The organism is Paenibacillus sp. 276b (genome assembly GCF_900107875.1).
Classification (GTDB): domain Bacteria; phylum Bacillota; class Bacilli; order Paenibacillales; family Paenibacillaceae; genus Paenibacillus; species Paenibacillus marchantiae.
This window is the reverse complement of the sequence record NZ_FNRR01000005.1, coordinates 83,116-101,278: the sequence shown is the minus strand read 5'-3', so window position 1 is coordinate 101,278 and position 18,163 is coordinate 83,116. Positions and strand designations below refer to the sequence as shown.

Sequence of the window (18,163 nt, the reverse complement as noted above, 5' to 3'; positions counted from 1 at the left end):
GCTTCAAGCATAACATTCAGGATTTAACGCGAGCTTCCGCCCGCTTTCAGTGCATCTTGTGCATAAGTACGGTCCTTGAAGAAGAACATCGCCACCAGTGTCACAATATACGGCAGCATCATGGTAAAGTGAGTTGGCAGCGCAAAGCCCTGCAGTCGGATACTAAGAGCTTCCATGAACCCGAACAACACACTGGACCCCATAACGCCGAGCGGATTCGCTTGACCCAGCATGGTCGCTACCAATGCGATGAAGCCGCGACCTGCGGTCATGCCCTCGGTAAACATCGTAACCTGACCGAGCGATAACTGTGCACCCGCCAAGGCGCACAATACGCCGCACATCAGAACTGCACCATATTGAATGCCGCGCACCTTGATGCCGATACTTTGTGCCGCTACCGGATTCTCACCCACGGAACGAAGACGGAAACCGGAGACACTTTTGAACAGATAAAACTGCAAGGCAATTACGATAATAATCCCGAGATACACGAGCGGGCTGTGCCCTGAGATGACATCGCCTACCCACGGAATGTCCTTAATAAGAGGGATGTCCCATTTGGGGAGTCCCACCATATCCTTGTCATAGTAAGCACCTTTTACATCAAAAATCGCCCGCAGCGCAAAAGTCGTCAGTCCTGTGGCCAGAAAGTTAAGCGAGATCCCGACCACAATGGCGTTGGCCTTCAGGTTAATACTGATAAAGGCAAATAGCGCAGAGAACAACATGACGATCACAATAGAAAATATTACAGCCAACAGTACATTGCCGAACAGATAGTTACCGACAATAGCGGAGAAAGCACCGATCAGTACGAGTCCTTCCAGACCCACGTTGAACAGACCGACACGAGAGCATAAAGCCCCACCGAGCGCTGCAAGCAGGATCGGCGTCATAATCCGCAAGGTAGAGCCAAACATGGCTGCATCAAACAGTTGTTGCATTGGACTTTTTCTCCTTTCTCCGCTTCAGGAATGAATATCCGATCTGAGCCGATACAAATAACGTCAATACTGCTTGGATGACACTGCCGACTTCCAGCGGCACATCCGTATTCCGTTCCATCCCCATAGCACCTGTCTGCAACGCTGCAAGCAGGATTGCCGCCACAGCTGTTCCTAGCGGATGCGAGCGGGCTAGCAAGGTCGCCATAATGCCGCTCCATGCATAACTTGCCGATGACAACGATCCATCAAGGAAACGGTACTGTGTACCCAGCACTTCCCCTGCACCCGCAAGACCTGCAAGTCCACCACTGATGATCATGGACAGCATCATCATGCGAATGCGGCGCACACCGCCATACGTTGCAAACGAAGGATTGCTTCCCAACATGCGAATCTCATAACCAGTTACCGTCTTGTGTGTGAACCAGTAGATGAGAATCGCCGCCACGATGGCGATAATGAATCCGGCATGCAGTCCCATACCCTGGAACAGCTTCGGCAGCCAGACACTCTGATCAATCATCGGCGTCTGGGCCATTGCCGCCGATCCCGTGCGGTCTTTAAACGGATAGGATACCATGTATCCTCCAAAATAAATCGCAATATAGTTGAGCAGCAGTGTTGTGATCAACAGATTCATGCCAAAGCGGGCATCCAGCCAACCTGCAAACAGCGACCAGACCCCACCGGCGATGATCCCCGCCACAATGGCTGCAATACAGACAAACCAGCCTGGACCCGGCAGGTAGAGCGCCGTCAGCGCTGCACTAAGTCCGCCAAGAACCATCTGTCCTTCTGCACCCATGTTGAAAAATCCGGCGCGGAACGCCAGTGCTACGCCCAGCCCCGCAAGAATAATGGGCGTCGAACGTGCCAGTGTGTTAGTGAAGAAGTAGAAGTTGCCGAAGGCCCCTTTCCACATCTCCGCATACGTATCCACCACAGACCCGCCAACGATCAGAATGGCTACAGCACCTGCCAGTAAACCGATGAATACGGCAAGCAGCGGCTGTATGAGTCCGCGAAGTGTTTCTTTTACCCGATTCATATCCGCTCTTTCCCTCCTGCCATCAACAAGCTGATCTGTTCTTCTGTTGCTTCATCTGCCTTCAGTTCCCCGGCAATTCCGCCTTCATACATGACAATGATCCGATCCGATAATTGCAAAACCTCGGACAATTCGGAGGAAACGAGCAGAATACCCGCACCCTCATTCCGTTTGCGCAGCAGTTCAGCGTGGATGGTCTCCATCGCTCCGATGTCTACACCCCGCGTAGGTTCAGCTGCAATCAGAAACGGTGTATCCTGGGCAAATTCACGCGCAGCAATCAACTTCTGCAAGTTACCGCCGGATAGGAACTGCGCCTTCGTTTCCGCAGAACCGGTTTTAATGCTGAACTGCTTGATCCAGTTCTCCACCATGGTCCGTGCTGCCTTCGCTTTAATGATACCGCGTGATTGAAGCCGGTGATGGTGGCCCATCAGTCCATTTTCACGAACGCTCGCATCTTTCGCCGCTCCCCACATATAACGGTCTTCCGGGATATGGGCAAGTCCATGCTCCCGAATGCGCCGCACTGGCCAATTGGTTGTATCCTGCCCTGACAGTAGGACGCGGCCGCTATCTGCCTTGCGTAGTCCCGCAATGATCTGGATCAGTTCAGACTGGCCGTTGCCGGAAATACCCGCGATTCCAACGACCTCGCCTTTCCGAACTTGCAAATGGATATCCTTGAGTGCAGAACGGTCCTCTGCCCCTGACAAGTTTACCGCTTCCACCTGAAGCACAGCTTCTCCCGGAACGGATGGCTGCTTGTCCATGCGAACCAGCTCACGCCCTACCATCAGGCGGGACAGTTCCTCTACATTCGTGTCTTTTGCTTCCAATGTACCAGTCACCTGACCATCACGAAGAACCGTGATCCGGTCTGCCACATCCATAACTTCCTGCAGCTTGTGCGTGATCAATACAAAGGTTTTGCCCAACTTGGCAAGGGATTTCATATTCGCGAGTAGTTCTTTCACTTCCAGCGGTGTCAGTACCGCTGATGGTTCATCCAATATAATGATGTCCGCGCCCTGATGCAGCACCTTGAGAATTTCAACACGCTGCTGCATGCCCAGAGGGCATTCAAATACTTTTTTCCACGGATCAACTGGCATGCCATACGTTCTGCCCAATTCATTCACCTGGGCCGCCGCCTGTTTGCGATCAAATACCCCTGCCGCAGACGGTTCACGGCCAATCACGATGTTCTCGGCAACCGTAAAGGAAGGAAACAGCATGAAATGCTGATGCACCATGCCGATACCACTTGCCATGGCCTGAGACGGAGTTGCGAAGCTGACCTCGCGTCCACGAACTTTGATTGTGCCTGATGTCGGTTGCTCCATTCCATACAACATGCGCATCAGGGTTGTCTTACCAGCGCCGTTCTCACCCACGAGGGCATGAATCTCTCCTTCTCGCAAATTAAAACGGATGTCCCGGTTAGCGGTGAAGCCTCCGTATTTCTTCGTAATCTGCTCCATCTCCAACAGCATATCTCGCGTTCTCTCCTCTCGGTCTTAAATAGCAGCAAAACCGGCTGCCTGATCGGGCAGCCGGCTGATCAACTCAATTACTCAATCCTATGAAACAAACAATACTACTGTTGCAATGGATCTTTCACAACGATTTTGCCGGATACGATATCATCCTTGATTGCTTTAACCTTGTCGATAACCTCTTGTCCAACAAAAGCATTCAATGGAGATTCGCTGTCACGTGTTACATAAGTCAAGCCTACGCCATCTTCTTTCAAGCCATAGTTCACAGCGCCTGCTTTGAAATTTCCTTCTACAAAATCCTTCACTGTCTGATAAGCAACCGTGTCTGTCGACTTCAATTGAGACAACACAATATGCTCAGGATCTTCAACGGTACGGTCTGTATCCTGACCGGAAGTATAGAAGCCTTTTTCCTTCGCAGCTTCGAACACGCCCAGATCACCTACAGCAGATGCTCCAGCGATGAAGTCAGCACCTTTGCCGAATTGTACCAACGCAAGCTCTTTGGCTTTGGCCGGGTCGTTAAATCCACCAACGTAGTTCACAAGGAATTCCGCTTTCGGGTTAACTGATTCCAGACCGGCTTTGAAACCTTCTGTATATTTCTTGATCAATGGAACGTCCATCGCGGCAATCATACCGACTTTGTCTGTTTTCGTAGACAGTCCGGCAGCTGCACCAAGCAAGTACGCTCCTTCATATTCATGGAAACCAACGCTACGTACGTTAGGCAGATCAACCGTTGTGTCCACAATAGCAAAGGACTTGTCCGGATTTTCGGCAGCCACTTTCTTCAGTGCATCTTCTGCCTGGAAGGTTGCTGTAATAATCAGATCATAGTTCTCAGCAACTGCAGCACGCAGGTTTTGCTCAAATGCAGCCGGGTCAGTCGATTCAATCGTTTTGGTATCTACCTTGAATTCCTCGCCTGCTTTTTTGAAACCTTCATCCATCTGTACGAAGAACGGGTTAACCCCGATTTTTTCAGGAAGTACAAGCGCCATGCGAAGTGATTTCTCACTGTCGCCACCTTGGGCCGATTGTTCGTCTTTGGAAGCAGAATTTCCACAAGCCGCCAGTAAAATAGCCAACATGATGATCGATAAGACGAACGATAAACCTCTTTTCATTTTGAAAATTCCCCTTTTCACTATTCTTTTTTTTATAATCCTAGCGGATACTGTCGATCCTTGTCAATAAATCTTTGAGCGTATACACTAATTGGAATATAATAGCTGATTTACCCTCCATAAAGCCTCCGAAGGCTCTCTGTATCAAGGTTTTTTTTCGTTGACATCCAGAGCTGCTCCATGCTAAAGTCAATCCAATTATTATATTCAGATAGGATTTGTCAGAATTATAACGCAATCTTATTTATTTTCCAACCCTATTTTGAGGAGGCTATTCATTTGAAAAAAATCACCCAGATCACACTGGCCGCTCTGCTCGCCGCTCCGGTTACACTCGGCAGCCTCAGCTTGCCCGCTTCGGTATCCGCAGCATCCGCTGGACAAACGACCTCACAGGCTGTTAAAGGACCCGTAGCACAAGCTCCTTCAGTTTATACCGAGAGTGCAGCTGATTACGCCCAATTCCTGCAAGCTAAATACAATATCCAATTGCCGAAACAGTTAACGAAGGGTGACTTCATCAAGGCGATTGCTACCATTCTTGAAGCCGATCAAGCTGCTCCTGCTACAGATGAAGCAAGTGACAGTGAAGTTAAGGCCCCATCCTTTACTGATCTGAAATCGAATGATTCTGCTTATAAAGCTGCCGTTTCCTTATATAACAATGGCATCCTATCCGGTACGGAAGTTCGTGCCAATGACAAACTGAGCACTTATGCCGCTGTCTTCATCGCAGTCAAAGCAGCCGGATTCAAAGAGCTGGCCTATACATATCCTGAAGACAAAACAGCAAAGGCACTTGCAAAACTGGGCATTAGCCCAAGCCGCGTGCAGGGACAAGCCGCGCAGGAACTGGCCGCTGCCATCGATACAGGTCTGATCCCGGAAAATCTGTACCCCGCTCTTCGTAAGGGTGGCGAAGCGAGTTCCGATTTTGCCAACATTTTGCTTGGACGGGTATTAACCAGTCAGGGTAAATATAAAAATGAAATTGGCCGTTCCGGCGACGCTGACATTTACTCCAAATTGTACGCTGCCTATCGCACTGCTGATTTAATAGAAGCACCGGAGCTTCGGACCATTGTGGATCAAGCTCTGCGGAATGATCTCGTCACAGGTTACAATCTTAAGGATAGTCGCTTTGATTCCAACTTCATCGATGAACTGACTTTAACTTACGGTCATGATGATATTAAACATGCGGTGCAGTTGATTGGACTGTTGCGCAGTGAAGGCATCGATGCTGATGTACAGTTCCAGCCGAAGACATCTGCCTTCATCTATTTGAAGGAATGGGGAGAGCCCAAAGAAACACCGGATTACAAAGTAACCCAGATCGAGAATGGCAACTACATCGCCTACGCCAAAGAATATGACATTCAGTTCGAGTTCAATAACACAGCGGACAAAGCCCGTTTCAACGATATTATATTGAAGTATGCCAAAAAGAATAGCGATGACACCTCTGCCTTAATCCATGCTTCCTGGTGGCAGCCGCTGTATTATTCACCGACTGCTCTGGCGGAATATCCGGTCATTGCTAACAATAAAATTTCACTTGGCAACTATTACGCACAATCCTTCTCCCTTAAGGAGAATTCCAAGGCAATTCAGGAAGGATTCCGTAAGCTCGCCCCTGATGCGGATATTTCCAGTTACACCTTCTGGGTTGACCACCCGTTCTTCAATTATCTCAACGGGGAATCAGAATAAATCGAACATATGCTAGGTGCATCAAAGCTCGCATTTTGACATAATATAAAGCCGACTTTACCGAACTTTTCAATGGATTCGACCCATTGGTTCGTAAAGGCGGTTTTTTGTTTATTTTTTTGCAAATTTCTTCTCAAAAAAATATTTTCCATTGAAGGATTTACCAGTAAAAGGTCGAATAACATAGATACACAAACACGCAATCACATTTACACATATCTGTAAGACAGGAGTTAATCATGGTATACGACGGCATTCTGCTAGGCTTGATCGTTGGACTGTTCCGGGGAGGATTTCGGTATGGTCTCCACCAGTTTGCAGCACTCAAGCTGCGAGGCGGATGGATATTCCCGCTGTTGCTGCTGGCCCAGTTCTTCATCTTTTTCTTGCAGGAAAGGCTTGATTGGGTTGCATCCATCAACGGGTACCTGTTTGCTGCCGTTTATGTCACAGGTCTAGCATTTTTGTGGCTTAATCGACATTACAAAGGTTTTACGTTGATCTGGATCGGTGTCTTTCTCAATTTCATCGTCATGGCAGTGAACGGTGGGCGTATGCCGGTTTCCGTGGACGCCTCTGCTGTTCTTGGGCCCTATTATGTAGATATGCTGCGCGAAGGCGGGGCGGTATCAAAGCACTATATGATGGATGCTTCCACACATCTTTCATTCCTAGGTGATATCATCCCGCTGTCCAGCCCTTATCCGCGGACCCAGGTGATCAGCATCGGCGATGTGGTCATGAACATTGGCATATTCCTGTTTATCCAGTACATGATGGTGAATCGAACCGGAGAAGCTTTGCAGCCAGTGAGTTCCATCAGGCCTGAAGACATTCGGACAGACTCCAAGGAAGGGAGGTCTTTTCCATGAAAAAATTCGAAGGCATTAAATATTCCCGTCTCGTCATCAACGCAATCATCGTAGCTTCTGTCGTTGTTGCATTGACTTCGGGATACAAGCTGGGCGGCTAGTACATATACTTCGCCAACCAAGACAAACAGGCTGCCAGCGGCCTGTTTTTTCTTTCTGGATTTTTGGGAGGTAACTTGTTATGTTATACATCAATATAGTACAAGCCGATATATTCACATCAAGAGCAGACTAAACCAAGCAGGAGAATTTTTATGAACTTTATTCGTAACCTTATCCATAAAGCAGATCGGAGCAGCATGTATGTCGTCTTGCTTAGCTGTACCGGCATCGGTATTTTTCTGTATATGAACAAGTGGTCTTATCTCCATCTATCCTCTGACGAATGGGTAATGGTATACACGATGCTTGGTGCGGCGCTGATTTTGGATTATTTCACGTTTCAAATTCCACCCAAAGGCAATCAGCAATCCATGGACTCTTCCGTGTACCTCGCCTCTATCTTCATGTTTGGTGGTGCATTCAGTCTGTCTGTACTGCTGCCTGTTTCCCTCATTCTGTTAATCAAGGATCGCAAACTCACCTGGTGGAAACATATCGTCAATTTCAGCATTTACAGCCTCATGATTGCTGGAGCGGCTTATGTATTTACTTGGACTGGAGGAATTCCGGGAGCACTGGATGGATATAACCTGCTGCCCTATTTTGCGGCACTTGCAGCCTACTTCATCATTAATACAATCACGCTTGGCCTGTTTTTTCATTTCTCAACAAAGGATGCATTACAGCAGATGAAGCGTGTGTTCGTTACCGAATCGCTGCTCGTCTATTTATGTACATTGATTTTGGCACTCGTGCTGACCATTCTCGTTGTGCATAACGGCGTTCTCGGTCTGCTGCTCTACCTCAGTCTTAGCATTCTGCTATCACATGCGTTCAAACAGCTGTTTGTGATGTATCAGAGTATTGAGGAAAAGGCGAATACGGATCAACGCACAGGTTTGTTTAACCACAGTCATTTTGAAAGTATGCTGGAGACCGAGCTTGGTAACGCCCGTTCTCAGGGAACCCCGCTTTCACTGGGACTCATCGATATTGATGATTTCAAAAAGTATAACGACCGCTTCGGTCATCTCCAGGGTGACAGCCTGCTGGCTCTTCTCGGAGATTTCCTCAGTCGGAAGACGGAAGGCACTTCGGTCACCGCCTTTCGTTATGGCGGAGAAGAGTTCACCCTGCTCATGCCAGGCATGGATCTGGACGAGGCTTATGCTTTCATGAACAAGCTGCGCAAGCAGCTGAACGACACACCTTTTGAAGGGGTTGAAGTGTTTCCGCACGGTTGTCTCTCGTTCTCCGCAGGTGTTGCGCGTTATGAAGTCGATATGTACAACAAGTCACAACTTGTGGATCAGGCGGATAAAGCGCTGTATTATGCCAAAAAGCAAGGCAAAAACAATGTGCATCGCCACGGCAGCAATGATGGCATGGAGCAAGAGATTGATCTGGTCCAGGATGTGCGTGACATTGAGCAACAACTCAACTTGTTCAGGTATAAGGATATGGATACATTCAAACATTCCAAACGCGTATATAAGTATGCTCTCGATATAAGTGAGTTGCTGGAACTCGATAATGTGGAGAAGCGGAATTTTGTACTGGGCGCACTGATTCATGACATCGGAAAGCTCGAAATTCCATGGTCCATCTTGAATAAGAAAGAAAAGCTTACCGCTGAAGAATGGGAAACGATCAAGGGCCATGTCACCTGGGGCAAAAAAATGGCCATGACGAACGAGCGTTTTGCCGATCTCATTCCCTATATCGAATTGCATCATGAACGATATGACGGGGCAGGCTACCCTTATGGTCTGAAAGGCTGTGAGATTCCACGGTTGTGCCGGATGCTCACGGTGATTGATTCCTTTGACGCAATGACGACAGAGCGACCGTATCAGGAAACGAAAAATGTCGATGAAGCAATCAAGGAACTACAGATGTGCTCCGGTTCTCAGTTTGATCCCGAGCTAGCCGAGCTGTTCATCCGATATATTCAGAAACGAACGGTGCAGCAACAACTTGTGTAACACCCACAGAATTCCCCCTTACAAAGCCAAAAGCGCTACCCCCGGCCTAATCGGGGATAGCGCCATTTTCATGTTCATCATGGAATGAATCATGCACGAGATTACTTCATTCTTGTGCAGATTCTGCGTTATCGAGTGGTATTCATCTCATGTGAAGTCTGATGCAGCTCTTTAATCATCTGCTGCAAAAACATGTTATCCTGACGACTGATTCCGTGCTGATTGTCTTGAAGAAGCATTTGATGAATGTTCTTCTTGAGCAACTCGCTGCGACGTTCCAATACCTCTTGATTCATGTTGTTGCGTTCACTCCTTAACATCTTTTGTAATGAATTTCTGTTCTATATAAGTATAGAGGACCTTCTCCAATAGGGAAAATGGATACAGCCCCGCTCATCTGTACTCACCAAGGCTCACCCTGCGTGACATAATTTCACCCCATGTTGTTCTTAGATATCCTTCTAAATGCTCCCTTATCCACCCGAGGTTCCCCCGAAGAAAGCCAGACTAGGGTCTGAAGCAAGCATGCGTTATAATGGTGCCAGCCCTTGAAACGGATACATATAAATGGACCTTATCTCAAAGGAGTTCTGTATTCATGTCATACAAACAGATTAAATGGATGATTCTGCTGGTCCCCACATTCACGGTTGGTCTCTGGGAATACATCCGTCACCAATTCCTAATGCCCTACCTTTCCATGGATGCGGGCAACTGGCTTACCCCACTTATCCTGTACCTCATAAGTGTCACCTTGCTAAGTCGCTTATTTAAGATGCTGGAAAGTGCCAGGGCTGCTCTGGAGCAGGAGCGTGCTTCCAAAGTGGCTCTCGAAGCTCGGGATCAACTAGCCCGCGAGCTTCACGATGGTATCTCGCAGTCTCTTTTTCTCCTGTCGGTAAAAACAGACAAGGCCGAGCGCAGTTTGGCTGGAAGTGGTCACGAGAATGAAATTCAGGAAATACGCAAAACCGTACATGAGGTCAACGCTTACGTACGGCAGGCCATCGCCCAGCTCCGCTACGTCCCTGGACAAGCGGCAGTACCGGAGGGAACTTCCCTGTTGTCACAGGTAGAATTACTTATAGAGGAGACGGTTCCTTCGGCGCGTCTGGAATGGGATCTCGACAGCACCTTCTTCTCCCCAAAGGAGCAGGTAGAGCTGCTCGCCTGCATTCGGGAAGCACTGCTTAATGTACGTAAACATGCCCGGGCCACAGATATTCGGGTGATTGCAGAAGGAACCCCTTTTGTCTGGTCCATCTTCGTTCAGGATAATGGTGTTGGTGTGAGCGGGGATCCACTGCATCTGAAGGATCGGTACGGCTTGCGAATTACGAAGGAACGTGCAGCTCAGATGGGCTGGTCTTTCGCTCTTGATTCAAGGCCAGGTTACACTCGAATAACCATTGGAAAGGGGCATGCTTAATATGGAACTTGTACGGGTATTGGTTGTCGATGATCACGCGCATGCGCGTGAGGCGATATGCAGTATTTTATCCGAGGACAGCCTGTTTGAAGTTATTGGTACCGCTTCGACTGGACTAGAGGCGCTGGAGCTTACCGGGCAATGGATGCCCGATCTTATTCTGATGGACGTGCAGATGCCGGATATGGATGGGCTGGAAGCCACCCGCCAGATCAAACTGCGCTTTCCTTATGTCATTATCGTCATGGTTACTGTATCGGATGATGTCACGTACCTGTTCGAAGCGCTGAAGCAAGGGGCTCAAGGATATTTGCTCAAAAATCTATCTCCGTCCACTTGGCTTGAATACCTTCGCGCCATCGTCAGTGATGATGCACCCCTGAGCAAAGAACTTGCCTATCGAATCCTTCAGGAGTTCCCCGCACCTCGCACGGAAGATGTACCCGATAATCCGCTGACTACGCGGGAGCTTGAGATCCTGCAATGGGTATCTGCGGGATATACTAACCGTGAGATTGCCGACCAACTTGGCATTTCGGATCAAACAGTGAAGAATCACCTGAAGAATATTTTACAGAAACTGCATCTCGAAAATCGTGTGCAATTAACCCGCTATGCATTGGAAAGCGGACTGGCAGGCCGTAAGCTGCGTAAATAGCGGCACATTCATGTTTTTGTCACAATTCCATGGATCATTTCGTTTTTTTATAGCCCAATGTAGTCATACGGTGTTATTTTGGACAAAGTTATAATGGTATAGATTGTGCTCGGTTAACAAAGAATGACTTACAATTCTAGACCTAAGGGTGATGATTTTTTGATTTTGAGTAGGTTCACCATGAAATTGGGCAAACGGCACTGGGCACTTATGGTTGCCCTAATGTTATTGTGTTGCCTTGTTATGCCACAATGGGCATCCGCCCATGCTTATATTGTGCAGGCCTCACCAGGTGAAAATGAACTGGTTGCGACAGCACCTGAACGCCTGACTCTGGAGTTCAACGAGTCTTTACAGACGGCCTTTTTTGATATTAAAATCACCGGACCTGACGGAACACAGGCAGATGACGGCAATGTGCACGTCGATGAAGATCGCCCTCATATTCTGGAGACCGGACTGCGGACCGGACTTGGAAACGGAACCTACGCCGTGAATTGGAAGGCCGTGTCTGCTGATGGTCACCCCATTCAAGGGGCCTATGTGTTTCATATTGGGGAACCATCTGGCGCTCCTGCTGGTCTGGCTGATTTAACCTCAGGTTCAGGCCAGGTTGGCGGACCGTTAAAATGGATTTTGTCGCTGACAGACTGGATTCAATATCTGGGGTTGTCTGTGATTCTGGGCACACTTGCTTTCCTGCTGTTCCGAATTGCACCAGCTTCCATGGCGAGAGAACCACTGGAAGTGCCAAGGAGCTACAAGTTGTTATGGATCAGTTATGGCGCCGCTTCTGTTGCCGCTCTGATCAGTCTGCCCCTGAACACGTTGTATGAATCAGGCGTCTCCATCGGGGAGTTCAGCTGGGCACTGATGGGCAGCGCACTCAAATTGACGTCATTTGGGCAGATCTGGATGGTACAGATGCTTATTGTGATGCTGCTGGCGGTTACCATCCTCTCTGGATATGACCGGGATCGCTCGCTGCGTATCCGTATCTGGTCATCATACGGATCACTGGTCCTCGTTCTTGGCTGGTTGTTCACCCATGCCATGACAGGACATCCAGCTGCAGCAGAACATCGCGCGCTCGCCATTGCAATGGACTTCGTTCATCTGATCGGAGCCGCTTTCTGGATCGGGGCTCTAACTGCCATGGCTGCGTGTCTGCCTCCGCTCGCGGATAAACTGCCTTCCACGGTGCGAGGTGAGGTCTACTGGACGGCGATCCGACGATTTACAGCTTGGGGCATCGGCGCTGTTGCTGCTCTCGTCGCTACGGGGATATACAGCAGCCTGATCATTTTGCCTGCACCTATCCTTACGTCTTTGTTCACAACGGCGTATGGTATCGTGCTTATCGCTAAAGTTGTCTTGCTTGTGGTGATGCTTCTATTGGCCTGGCGTCATGCCAGAATGGCACGTGCAAGCAGCGGCAACCGACTGGCTGGCAGCCTGAAGGCCGAACTGATTGCTGGAGCCGTCGTGCTTGCGTTGGCCGCCGTGCTGACACACTTGTCTCCCGGACAACCGGCAGCCGTAGGACCCTATAAAGAAGTGCAGACTAAGGATGACGGGACTACAATTACGCTTCAGGTAAGTCCCAATCGTACCGGAGAGAATCAGTTCAAGGTCGACGTGAAGAAACCGGACGGCAGTACAGTCAACGATCTGGAACAGATCACATTGTCACTGACCCACCTGGATATGGATATGGGCATTTACGAGATCACGATTCCGAAAAATGATACTGGCGTATACGAAGCAGAAGAATATATCTCCATGCCAGGACGCTGGAACATCAAGGTTCATCTGCTAACCCGATCTCTGGATTCGCTGGATACCGAATTTGAGATCGACACCGCTAATCCGTAGGTATAAACCGATTAATGATTGGCCTTATATGTTCAACTAAACATTTACACAATAACGGAGAGGACAGAAAAAACCTGGAGAAGCGAAGCGTTCGCCTTTATCCCCGGATTTCCCCTTTGAAGAAGAGGATCAAAAAATCTGGGGATAACAGCGATCAGAAGGTTGTTCTGTCATTGTAGTGGCTAGTGTAAATATTCTTTAGTTGAGCTTATATATTAGAAGATTTGAGAGGGGTAAATTATTTTGAAGAAAACATCATGGACTTCCAAACTGACATCCAGCCTTACTGCTGGAGCTGCTGCACTGATGCTGTTTGCTGGATTCGCCAGTGCACACGTTACCGTTAACCCAACTGTGGCACAAACAGGTGCATGGCAGACGTATAGCATCAAGATTCCATCCGAAAAAGAGCTGCCTACTACCAAGATCACGCTGAAAGTACCGCAAGGCGTTGCATTCAAGCAATACCAACCACTGTCAGGCTGGAAAATCACTACCGAAAAAAATGATTCCAATGAAGTAACATCAATCACTTGGGAAGTGGACGGAGATAACGAAGGAATTCTGGCTGGTCAATTCCAGCAGTTCAACTTCGTAGCTCAGAATCCGGATGCCGAAACGGAAGTAGCTTGGGATGCGTTCCAGTATTATAGCGATGGCAGCATCGTGGAATGGACAGGCGGACCAAGTGACAGCAACCCGCACAGTATCACGGCTATCAGCCAAGATCCTGCTGCTGAAGGTAATGCTGCTGCAGGCGGAGGTCATGATAGTGCAGGCACAGCCGGCAATGCTGGCCATGATGATAAAGCAGCAACGGGCGATGATAAGAAGGCAAACGACGATACCACACTGGGTGACGCGCTGAACGACACCGTTACTGGTGAGCCAAACAACACGGATTCCGACCCAGGCACATTGAAGCTGCAACAGGCAACACTGATCGTATCCATTCTGGCGTTGATCCTGTCCTTCCTGGGTATTGCTCTGGCAACACGCCGCAAAAAACGTTAAGAGTTAAGATACAGTCAGTCTTGTATGTAGACAAAAAAAGAAAGGAGCCTTTGGCATACGGGATCTTTCCCGATGTGCCGAGGCTCCTTTTTGATATCTGTATGCATACGCTAACTTCGATTTCAAAATCATGCTTACATTCACTGGTTAAGAGCAGCGTCCCTTACGACTCTTTCCTACCGTCCCTGATCCGTCTGGATCATGATTTCAATATATTGCAGCAAGCTCTTCTTCTGCTGTTCAATCGACTGTATTCGTCCAGACAGACCCGCGAAAAACGCTTCGATCTGCTGCCTTGTATAATCGGCCGATTGTCCCTTCCAATCGTCGAGACGGTTGTATAGGCTTCTTGCCTCCTGCTCATCTGCCTGGAGACGGGCAAGCAGCTGGGTCAATTCTTTTTCAGCAATCCGAAGATCATTTAGCTCTACCAGCAATTGTCCGCTCACTCGTGTTCCCTCCCTTATGTAAGTGCCAAGCGCCAGGCCCTTCACGCAAAATTCTATTTAAAACTGACCTGACTCTCATCCGCTTGACGGAATGCTTCCGCCTTCTCTTCGATAAAGTTCAAGAATTGACTCGTATGCTTCATATGCCATGTGCTCAATTCGTTAATAGACGCATCCAAATGAGTGACGATAGGCTCAAGTCTGCGACTACGGCTGGAATGCAGGTATTGCGCCATTCGGCTCCGTACCGTATTCAACTCTGCATTACACTGTTGTGCATTTTGCTTCCACCGGGCAGCGACACTTTTGAGTTCTTCGGGCGTTACCTGAATCAGGCCAGACGCTCCTGCTGCTGCGGCCATACCTCTTGCAAGGTTGCCTGCTTGCCCACCCAGGTTCCGCATGAATGCTGCGAGATCAGACAGGACATTGGATGGCTGACGTGGTGAATAACTGATTTGCTCGCCCGTAACCGGATCGTATAGATCGTTGGAAATATAGCCATTCTCGAATTTGTACTGTTTCAAACCGTGATACTCTTCACCACCAAAGGTGTTACTGATTTTATCGAACATGCCCATGTCATCATTCATATCCTTGTAGTTGGAATTGATGTAATACATGGAACCTACATGACGATCATATCCACCAAAAAATCCGCTGGTTACAAAATCTCCGGGATGTCCGTAGTTAATGATTTGGCTATCAAACCCACCCTCTTCAGCCTTTCGTTTTGCCTCTGGCGTGAGGTTGGAAATCACGGATGGCGCACTGAACGTCACCGCGGAAAGTCCCGTGTATGCGGCCGCATACTGGGCATTGCCCCCTCCAAGCGAATGCCCTGTCAGCGAAAAATCCAAATCCTTATATTTTTTCTGCATATCTTTGGCGTAATCTTCCGCTTCATACATTTGGTTGGGACCCAGCCCGATTGTCTTATCCAGCTTTTTGTCCAGTTCTCCCACAGCATTCTCGACTTTAGTGATTCCGGTCACATCTCTTACCTTCTGAATTCCATTAGCTAACCAATCTGGCGTAAGGTCAGTACTTTGTTCAATTTTTCTGCCGAGCTCAGGCAAACCGATTTGAGCATCCGCGTAATAATCAGGGGCGCTGCGATCCAATGATGCACTTCCCTCGGTGCCCCGATATGCGATAACCGCCTGTTTGGTCTCAGGATTGTAGAAGGTCACCGCATCAAAACCCGATTTTTTATTTCCATGAGTGTCCTCAAGAACTTGCCATCCGGGAAGATTGTCAAACTCAATACCTGATTTCAGATTCTCGTAAGCTAATTCAGACATCTTGTTGTATGTTTCATCATCAATTTTTGGTGATTTACTCACAACCGTTGCACCTCCAAGAAAATCAATCCTGAATTATGATTTATTTGTTAAACGGATCATACCCCTTAGCTATAATTGCTTCCTTAATTGCTGGACTCATGCCAAAGTTTTTGATTTTTTTATCCTCATAGTCGTACGAGATCGTAAATTCTTGCTCTTCATGTTCAACCACATGCCCTTCCATAGCAATAGAATCAAGCGCCATCTCAGGTAACAGCTCTTTATTTGTGATCACGACATCCAGTTCATATTTATTTTTCAGATATTTTACGGCTTCCGCTTCGGCTTCTTTAAAATAGGCCTGTTTTTCACTTTCCTTCATGTTCTGACACCCTCCCAAAATGAAAGTAGATAGTATGGTCAAAAAAAATATACATGCGAGTCGTCGCTCCAACCTCATATCAATCACCTTTTCTTTATCATTAAATATATTCGTATACCCACTCTTTTCTTCTGTTATCTGCATCATAGTACAAAATCAACATGATCACATCGGCTGTTGGCATCGTTTTTATGTAACTTTGTTCCTAAATGATTCCAATAGAGCATTCGGGTGTACATTACCCAATTCAACTGTTTTTGCATCATTTCTCTATTTATCATTTGCCCAGACAAAAAAAGAGCCTGCTCCAGAGAGCGGCCCTAATCTTGCCATTATCAATGAGTTACTCCAATACCATCCGCAGGGCGGTCAGTGCAATCCCGATTATAAATCCGGTAACGGCCCCGTTAATCCGAATCCACTGCAGATCCTTTCCTACCTTATCCTCAATCAAGGAGATCAGTGAGGCATTATCCATTTTGTCGACATTTTCGCGTACGAGGTTGCCGATTTTGGAATGGTTTTTCTCTAGCAGCGTCGTTACACCTTCCACAATCTTCGCATTCAATCCAGCCAATAAAGCATCGTCTGACCGCAAATCAGACAATACCCGCTCAATCGCGGGTAGAGCAAACGTCTCCACATACTGGCCATCTTCCATTGCAGCGAGCGCCTTTTCCCTCAATTCAGTGAGTTTGTTCAGCACAGTTTCCTCTGCGTTCCATCCATCCAGCATGTTGTTTTTCCAGCCATTGACTCCATCCTGCACACTTTCACTCATCGCCAGCCGGATAGCCTGGGTTCGCAACAGATCTAGCACTTTGTAACGAAGAGCGCTGCCCTCCCGCTTCATGTCCTCCACCCGGTCAAACAGATATCCTTGCAAAATACTGCCCAGACGCTCCTCGTTCAGATAACCCATGAACGCATTCATCGCAAATTGCATTAATCCGTTCATCTGGATGCCACTGATTGCCTTTAGGCCGCTTTCACCCAAAAACATGATCGTCTCCGGCTTCACCAGCCATTCCTCTGCCTGCTTCAGACCATAGTCCAGTGCTTTGGCATCATATCCACGCTCACTCATCTGGATCGAAGCCCGTTCCAGAATCGGACCCAGGTCGAAGGCTCCCGCCTGTGATTTGATCTCGCCCGCAACCAGTGGAGCAATCTGCTCCAACGGCAGGCCTGCAAGGATTCGTTTGCAGAGCGTATCGATCATGGTTTTGACTCCATCGTTGTGAAGTTCCCTTGTCATGGTATCCAGAACGATTTCTGCCGCCTTGAAGCCCGCAATTTTCTCGGTGATGCTATCCTTGTTCAGCAAGTTGTTTTCCACCGCGGAGACAAGGCCTTCAGTCAATTTGTCCCGATTCTTAGGCAGCAAAGCCGTATGGGGAATCGGAATACCCAGTGGATGACGGAACAACGCTGTTACGGCGAACCAATCCGCAAGTCCACCTACCAATCCCGCTTCAAATGACCCTACCAGCAGTTTGCCTACTACACCGCCTTGAAACGGCAATGATGCGGCAAATCCCGCTCCCATAATAACGAGAGACCAAGCTGCTGCTTTTTTGGTTTGTTTAGGTTTAGCCATTGTATTCTTACTCCTTTATCGTTAATCACACGGGTTCAATAACACCCAACTTTCCCGTGCTCTTCTGTTCTTCATGTGATTGCTTCCATAGGAAAGCTTCTGTTTCCATATTTCGTATACTTCATCTTATCACCCGTAAGCGTCAAAACCAAACCTCTGGCTGGTGAA

16 protein-coding genes are annotated in these 18,163 nt (G+C 48.1%); 7 read left to right on the top strand and 9 right to left on the bottom strand.

All coding sequences use genetic code 11. From position 1 onward, the window contains the following. Nucleotides 1–23 precede the first annotated feature (23 nt). The 4 genes from BLV50_RS22650 to BLV50_RS22635 form a co-directional block, all read right to left on the bottom strand. On the bottom strand, nt 24–947 hold the full coding sequence (locus BLV50_RS22650; protein ID WP_024632282.1) for an ABC transporter permease: 924 nt from the start codon (nt 945–947) through the stop codon (nt 24–26). Further along, nucleotides 931–1,998, bottom strand: coding sequence for an ABC transporter permease (locus BLV50_RS22645; protein WP_063566254.1), 1,068 nt, complete (start codon nt 1,996–1,998; stop codon nt 931–933). The genes BLV50_RS22650 and BLV50_RS22645 overlap by 17 nt, the downstream gene beginning before the upstream one ends. Further along, the gene (locus tag BLV50_RS22640; RefSeq protein ID WP_090810149.1) at nt 1,995–3,494 is read right to left on the bottom strand and encodes an ABC transporter ATP-binding protein; all 1,500 of its coding nucleotides are present in this window, start codon (nt 3,492–3,494) and stop codon (nt 1,995–1,997) included. The genes BLV50_RS22645 and BLV50_RS22640 overlap by 4 nt, the downstream gene beginning before the upstream one ends. A 104-nt stretch (nt 3,495–3,598) precedes the next feature. Next, nucleotides 3,599–4,630 (bottom strand): BMP family lipoprotein, encoded by a 1,032-nt coding sequence (locus tag BLV50_RS22635; protein WP_090810147.1) that lies wholly within the window; start codon nt 4,628–4,630, stop codon nt 3,599–3,601. Between the two features lie 279 nt (nt 4,631–4,909). On the opposite strand from BLV50_RS22635, the gene BLV50_RS22630 reads away from it, so the two are divergent. The 3 genes from BLV50_RS22630 to BLV50_RS22620 all read left to right on the top strand — a co-directional run bounded on the left by BLV50_RS22630 (nt 4,910) and on the right by BLV50_RS22620 (nt 9,302). Then, nucleotides 4,910–6,343, top strand: a complete 1,434-nt coding sequence (locus BLV50_RS22630) for a hypothetical protein (protein ID WP_090810145.1) — start codon at nt 4,910–4,912, stop codon at nt 6,341–6,343. 239 nt (nt 6,344–6,582) lie between these two features. Next, nucleotides 6,583–7,215: a DUF5317 domain-containing protein gene (locus tag BLV50_RS22625; RefSeq protein WP_063566258.1), complete on the top strand. Its 633-nt coding sequence runs from the start codon at nt 6,583–6,585 to the stop codon at nt 7,213–7,215. Nucleotides 7,216–7,469: 254 nt separating this feature from the next. Then, nucleotides 7,470–9,302 carry a bifunctional diguanylate cyclase/phosphohydrolase gene (locus BLV50_RS22620; RefSeq protein ID WP_063566259.1) on the top strand — a complete coding sequence of 611 codons (1,833 nt, stop codon included), beginning with the start codon at nt 7,470–7,472 and terminating at the stop codon, nt 9,300–9,302. 128 nt (nt 9,303–9,430) lie between these two features. Here BLV50_RS22620 and BLV50_RS32890 read toward each other — a convergent pair whose 3' ends face one another. Continuing rightward, on the bottom strand, nt 9,431–9,598 hold the full coding sequence (locus BLV50_RS32890) for a hypothetical protein (protein ID WP_162842449.1): 168 nt from the start codon (nt 9,596–9,598) through the stop codon (nt 9,431–9,433). Between the two features lie 302 nt (nt 9,599–9,900). Between BLV50_RS32890 and BLV50_RS22615 the strand changes: the two genes are divergently transcribed. The 4 genes from BLV50_RS22615 to BLV50_RS22600 all read left to right on the top strand — a co-directional run bounded on the left by BLV50_RS22615 (nt 9,901) and on the right by BLV50_RS22600 (nt 14,278). Beyond that, the gene (locus BLV50_RS22615) at nt 9,901–10,731 is read left to right on the top strand and encodes a sensor histidine kinase (RefSeq protein ID WP_072734958.1); all 831 of its coding nucleotides are present in this window, start codon (nt 9,901–9,903) and stop codon (nt 10,729–10,731) included. Between the two features lies 1 nt (nt 10,732). Continuing rightward, the gene (locus BLV50_RS22610) at nt 10,733–11,389 is read left to right on the top strand and encodes a response regulator (RefSeq protein WP_063566261.1); all 657 of its coding nucleotides are present in this window, start codon (nt 10,733–10,735) and stop codon (nt 11,387–11,389) included. Nucleotides 11,390–11,569: 180 nt separating this feature from the next. Further along, a complete protein-coding gene (locus BLV50_RS22605; protein ID WP_177031238.1) occupies nt 11,570–13,264 on the top strand; it encodes a copper resistance CopC/CopD family protein in 1,695 nt (564 codons plus the stop codon). Between the two features lie 243 nt (nt 13,265–13,507). Further along, nucleotides 13,508–14,278: a YcnI family copper-binding membrane protein gene (locus BLV50_RS22600; protein ID WP_256338025.1), complete on the top strand. Its 771-nt coding sequence runs from the start codon at nt 13,508–13,510 to the stop codon at nt 14,276–14,278. Nucleotides 14,279–14,454: 176 nt separating this feature from the next. On the opposite strand, the gene BLV50_RS22595 is transcribed toward BLV50_RS22600, so the two are convergent. The 4 genes from BLV50_RS22595 to BLV50_RS22580 all read right to left on the bottom strand — a co-directional run bounded on the left by BLV50_RS22595 (nt 14,455) and on the right by BLV50_RS22580 (nt 17,995). Then, nucleotides 14,455–14,727, bottom strand: a complete 273-nt coding sequence (locus BLV50_RS22595; RefSeq protein ID WP_053780102.1) for a hypothetical protein — start codon at nt 14,725–14,727, stop codon at nt 14,455–14,457. A gap of 53 nt (nt 14,728–14,780) precedes the next feature. Next, nucleotides 14,781–16,031: a Tle-like phospholipase domain-containing protein gene (locus BLV50_RS22590; protein WP_090810396.1), complete on the bottom strand. Its 1,251-nt coding sequence runs from the start codon at nt 16,029–16,031 to the stop codon at nt 14,781–14,783. Nucleotides 16,032–16,113: 82 nt separating this feature from the next. Then, nucleotides 16,114–16,395, bottom strand: a complete 282-nt coding sequence (locus BLV50_RS22585; RefSeq protein WP_063566264.1) for a hypothetical protein — start codon at nt 16,393–16,395, stop codon at nt 16,114–16,116. Nucleotides 16,396–16,738: 343 nt separating this feature from the next. Beyond that, nucleotides 16,739–17,995 carry a DUF445 domain-containing protein gene (locus BLV50_RS22580; RefSeq protein WP_090810141.1) on the bottom strand — a complete coding sequence of 419 codons (1,257 nt, stop codon included), beginning with the start codon at nt 17,993–17,995 and terminating at the stop codon, nt 16,739–16,741. Nucleotides 17,996–18,163 lie beyond the last annotated feature (168 nt).

Coding starts and splice junctions, on each gene's coding strand:
- BLV50_RS22620 (WP_063566259.1), top strand. CDS start 7,470: ATGAACTTTATTCGTAACCTTATCCATAAAGCAGATCGGAGCAGCATG.
- BLV50_RS22610 (WP_063566261.1), top strand. CDS start 10,733: ATGGAACTTGTACGGGTATTGGTTGTCGATGATCACGCGCATGCGCGT.
- BLV50_RS22605 (WP_177031238.1), top strand. CDS start 11,570: ATGAAATTGGGCAAACGGCACTGGGCACTTATGGTTGCCCTAATGTTA.
- BLV50_RS22585 (WP_063566264.1), bottom strand. CDS start 16,395: ATGAAGGAAAGTGAAAAACAGGCCTATTTTAAAGAAGCCGAAGCGGAA.
- BLV50_RS22635 (WP_090810147.1), bottom strand. CDS start 4,630: ATGAAAAGAGGTTTATCGTTCGTCTTATCGATCATCATGTTGGCTATT.
- BLV50_RS22645 (WP_063566254.1), bottom strand. CDS start 1,998: ATGAATCGGGTAAAAGAAACACTTCGCGGACTCATACAGCCGCTGCTT.
- BLV50_RS22615 (WP_072734958.1), top strand. CDS start 9,901: ATGTCATACAAACAGATTAAATGGATGATTCTGCTGGTCCCCACATTC.
- BLV50_RS32890 (WP_162842449.1), bottom strand. CDS start 9,598: ATGAATCAAGAGGTATTGGAACGTCGCAGCGAGTTGCTCAAGAAGAAC.
- BLV50_RS22580 (WP_090810141.1), bottom strand. CDS start 17,995: ATGGCTAAACCTAAACAAACCAAAAAAGCAGCAGCTTGGTCTCTCGTT.
- BLV50_RS22640 (WP_090810149.1), bottom strand. CDS start 3,494: ATGCTGTTGGAGATGGAGCAGATTACGAAGAAATACGGAGGCTTCACC.
- BLV50_RS22625 (WP_063566258.1), top strand. CDS start 6,583: ATGGTATACGACGGCATTCTGCTAGGCTTGATCGTTGGACTGTTCCGG.
- BLV50_RS22590 (WP_090810396.1), bottom strand. CDS start 16,031: ATGTCTGAATTAGCTTACGAGAATCTGAAATCAGGTATTGAGTTTGAC.
- BLV50_RS22650 (WP_024632282.1), bottom strand. CDS start 947: ATGCAACAACTGTTTGATGCAGCCATGTTTGGCTCTACCTTGCGGATT.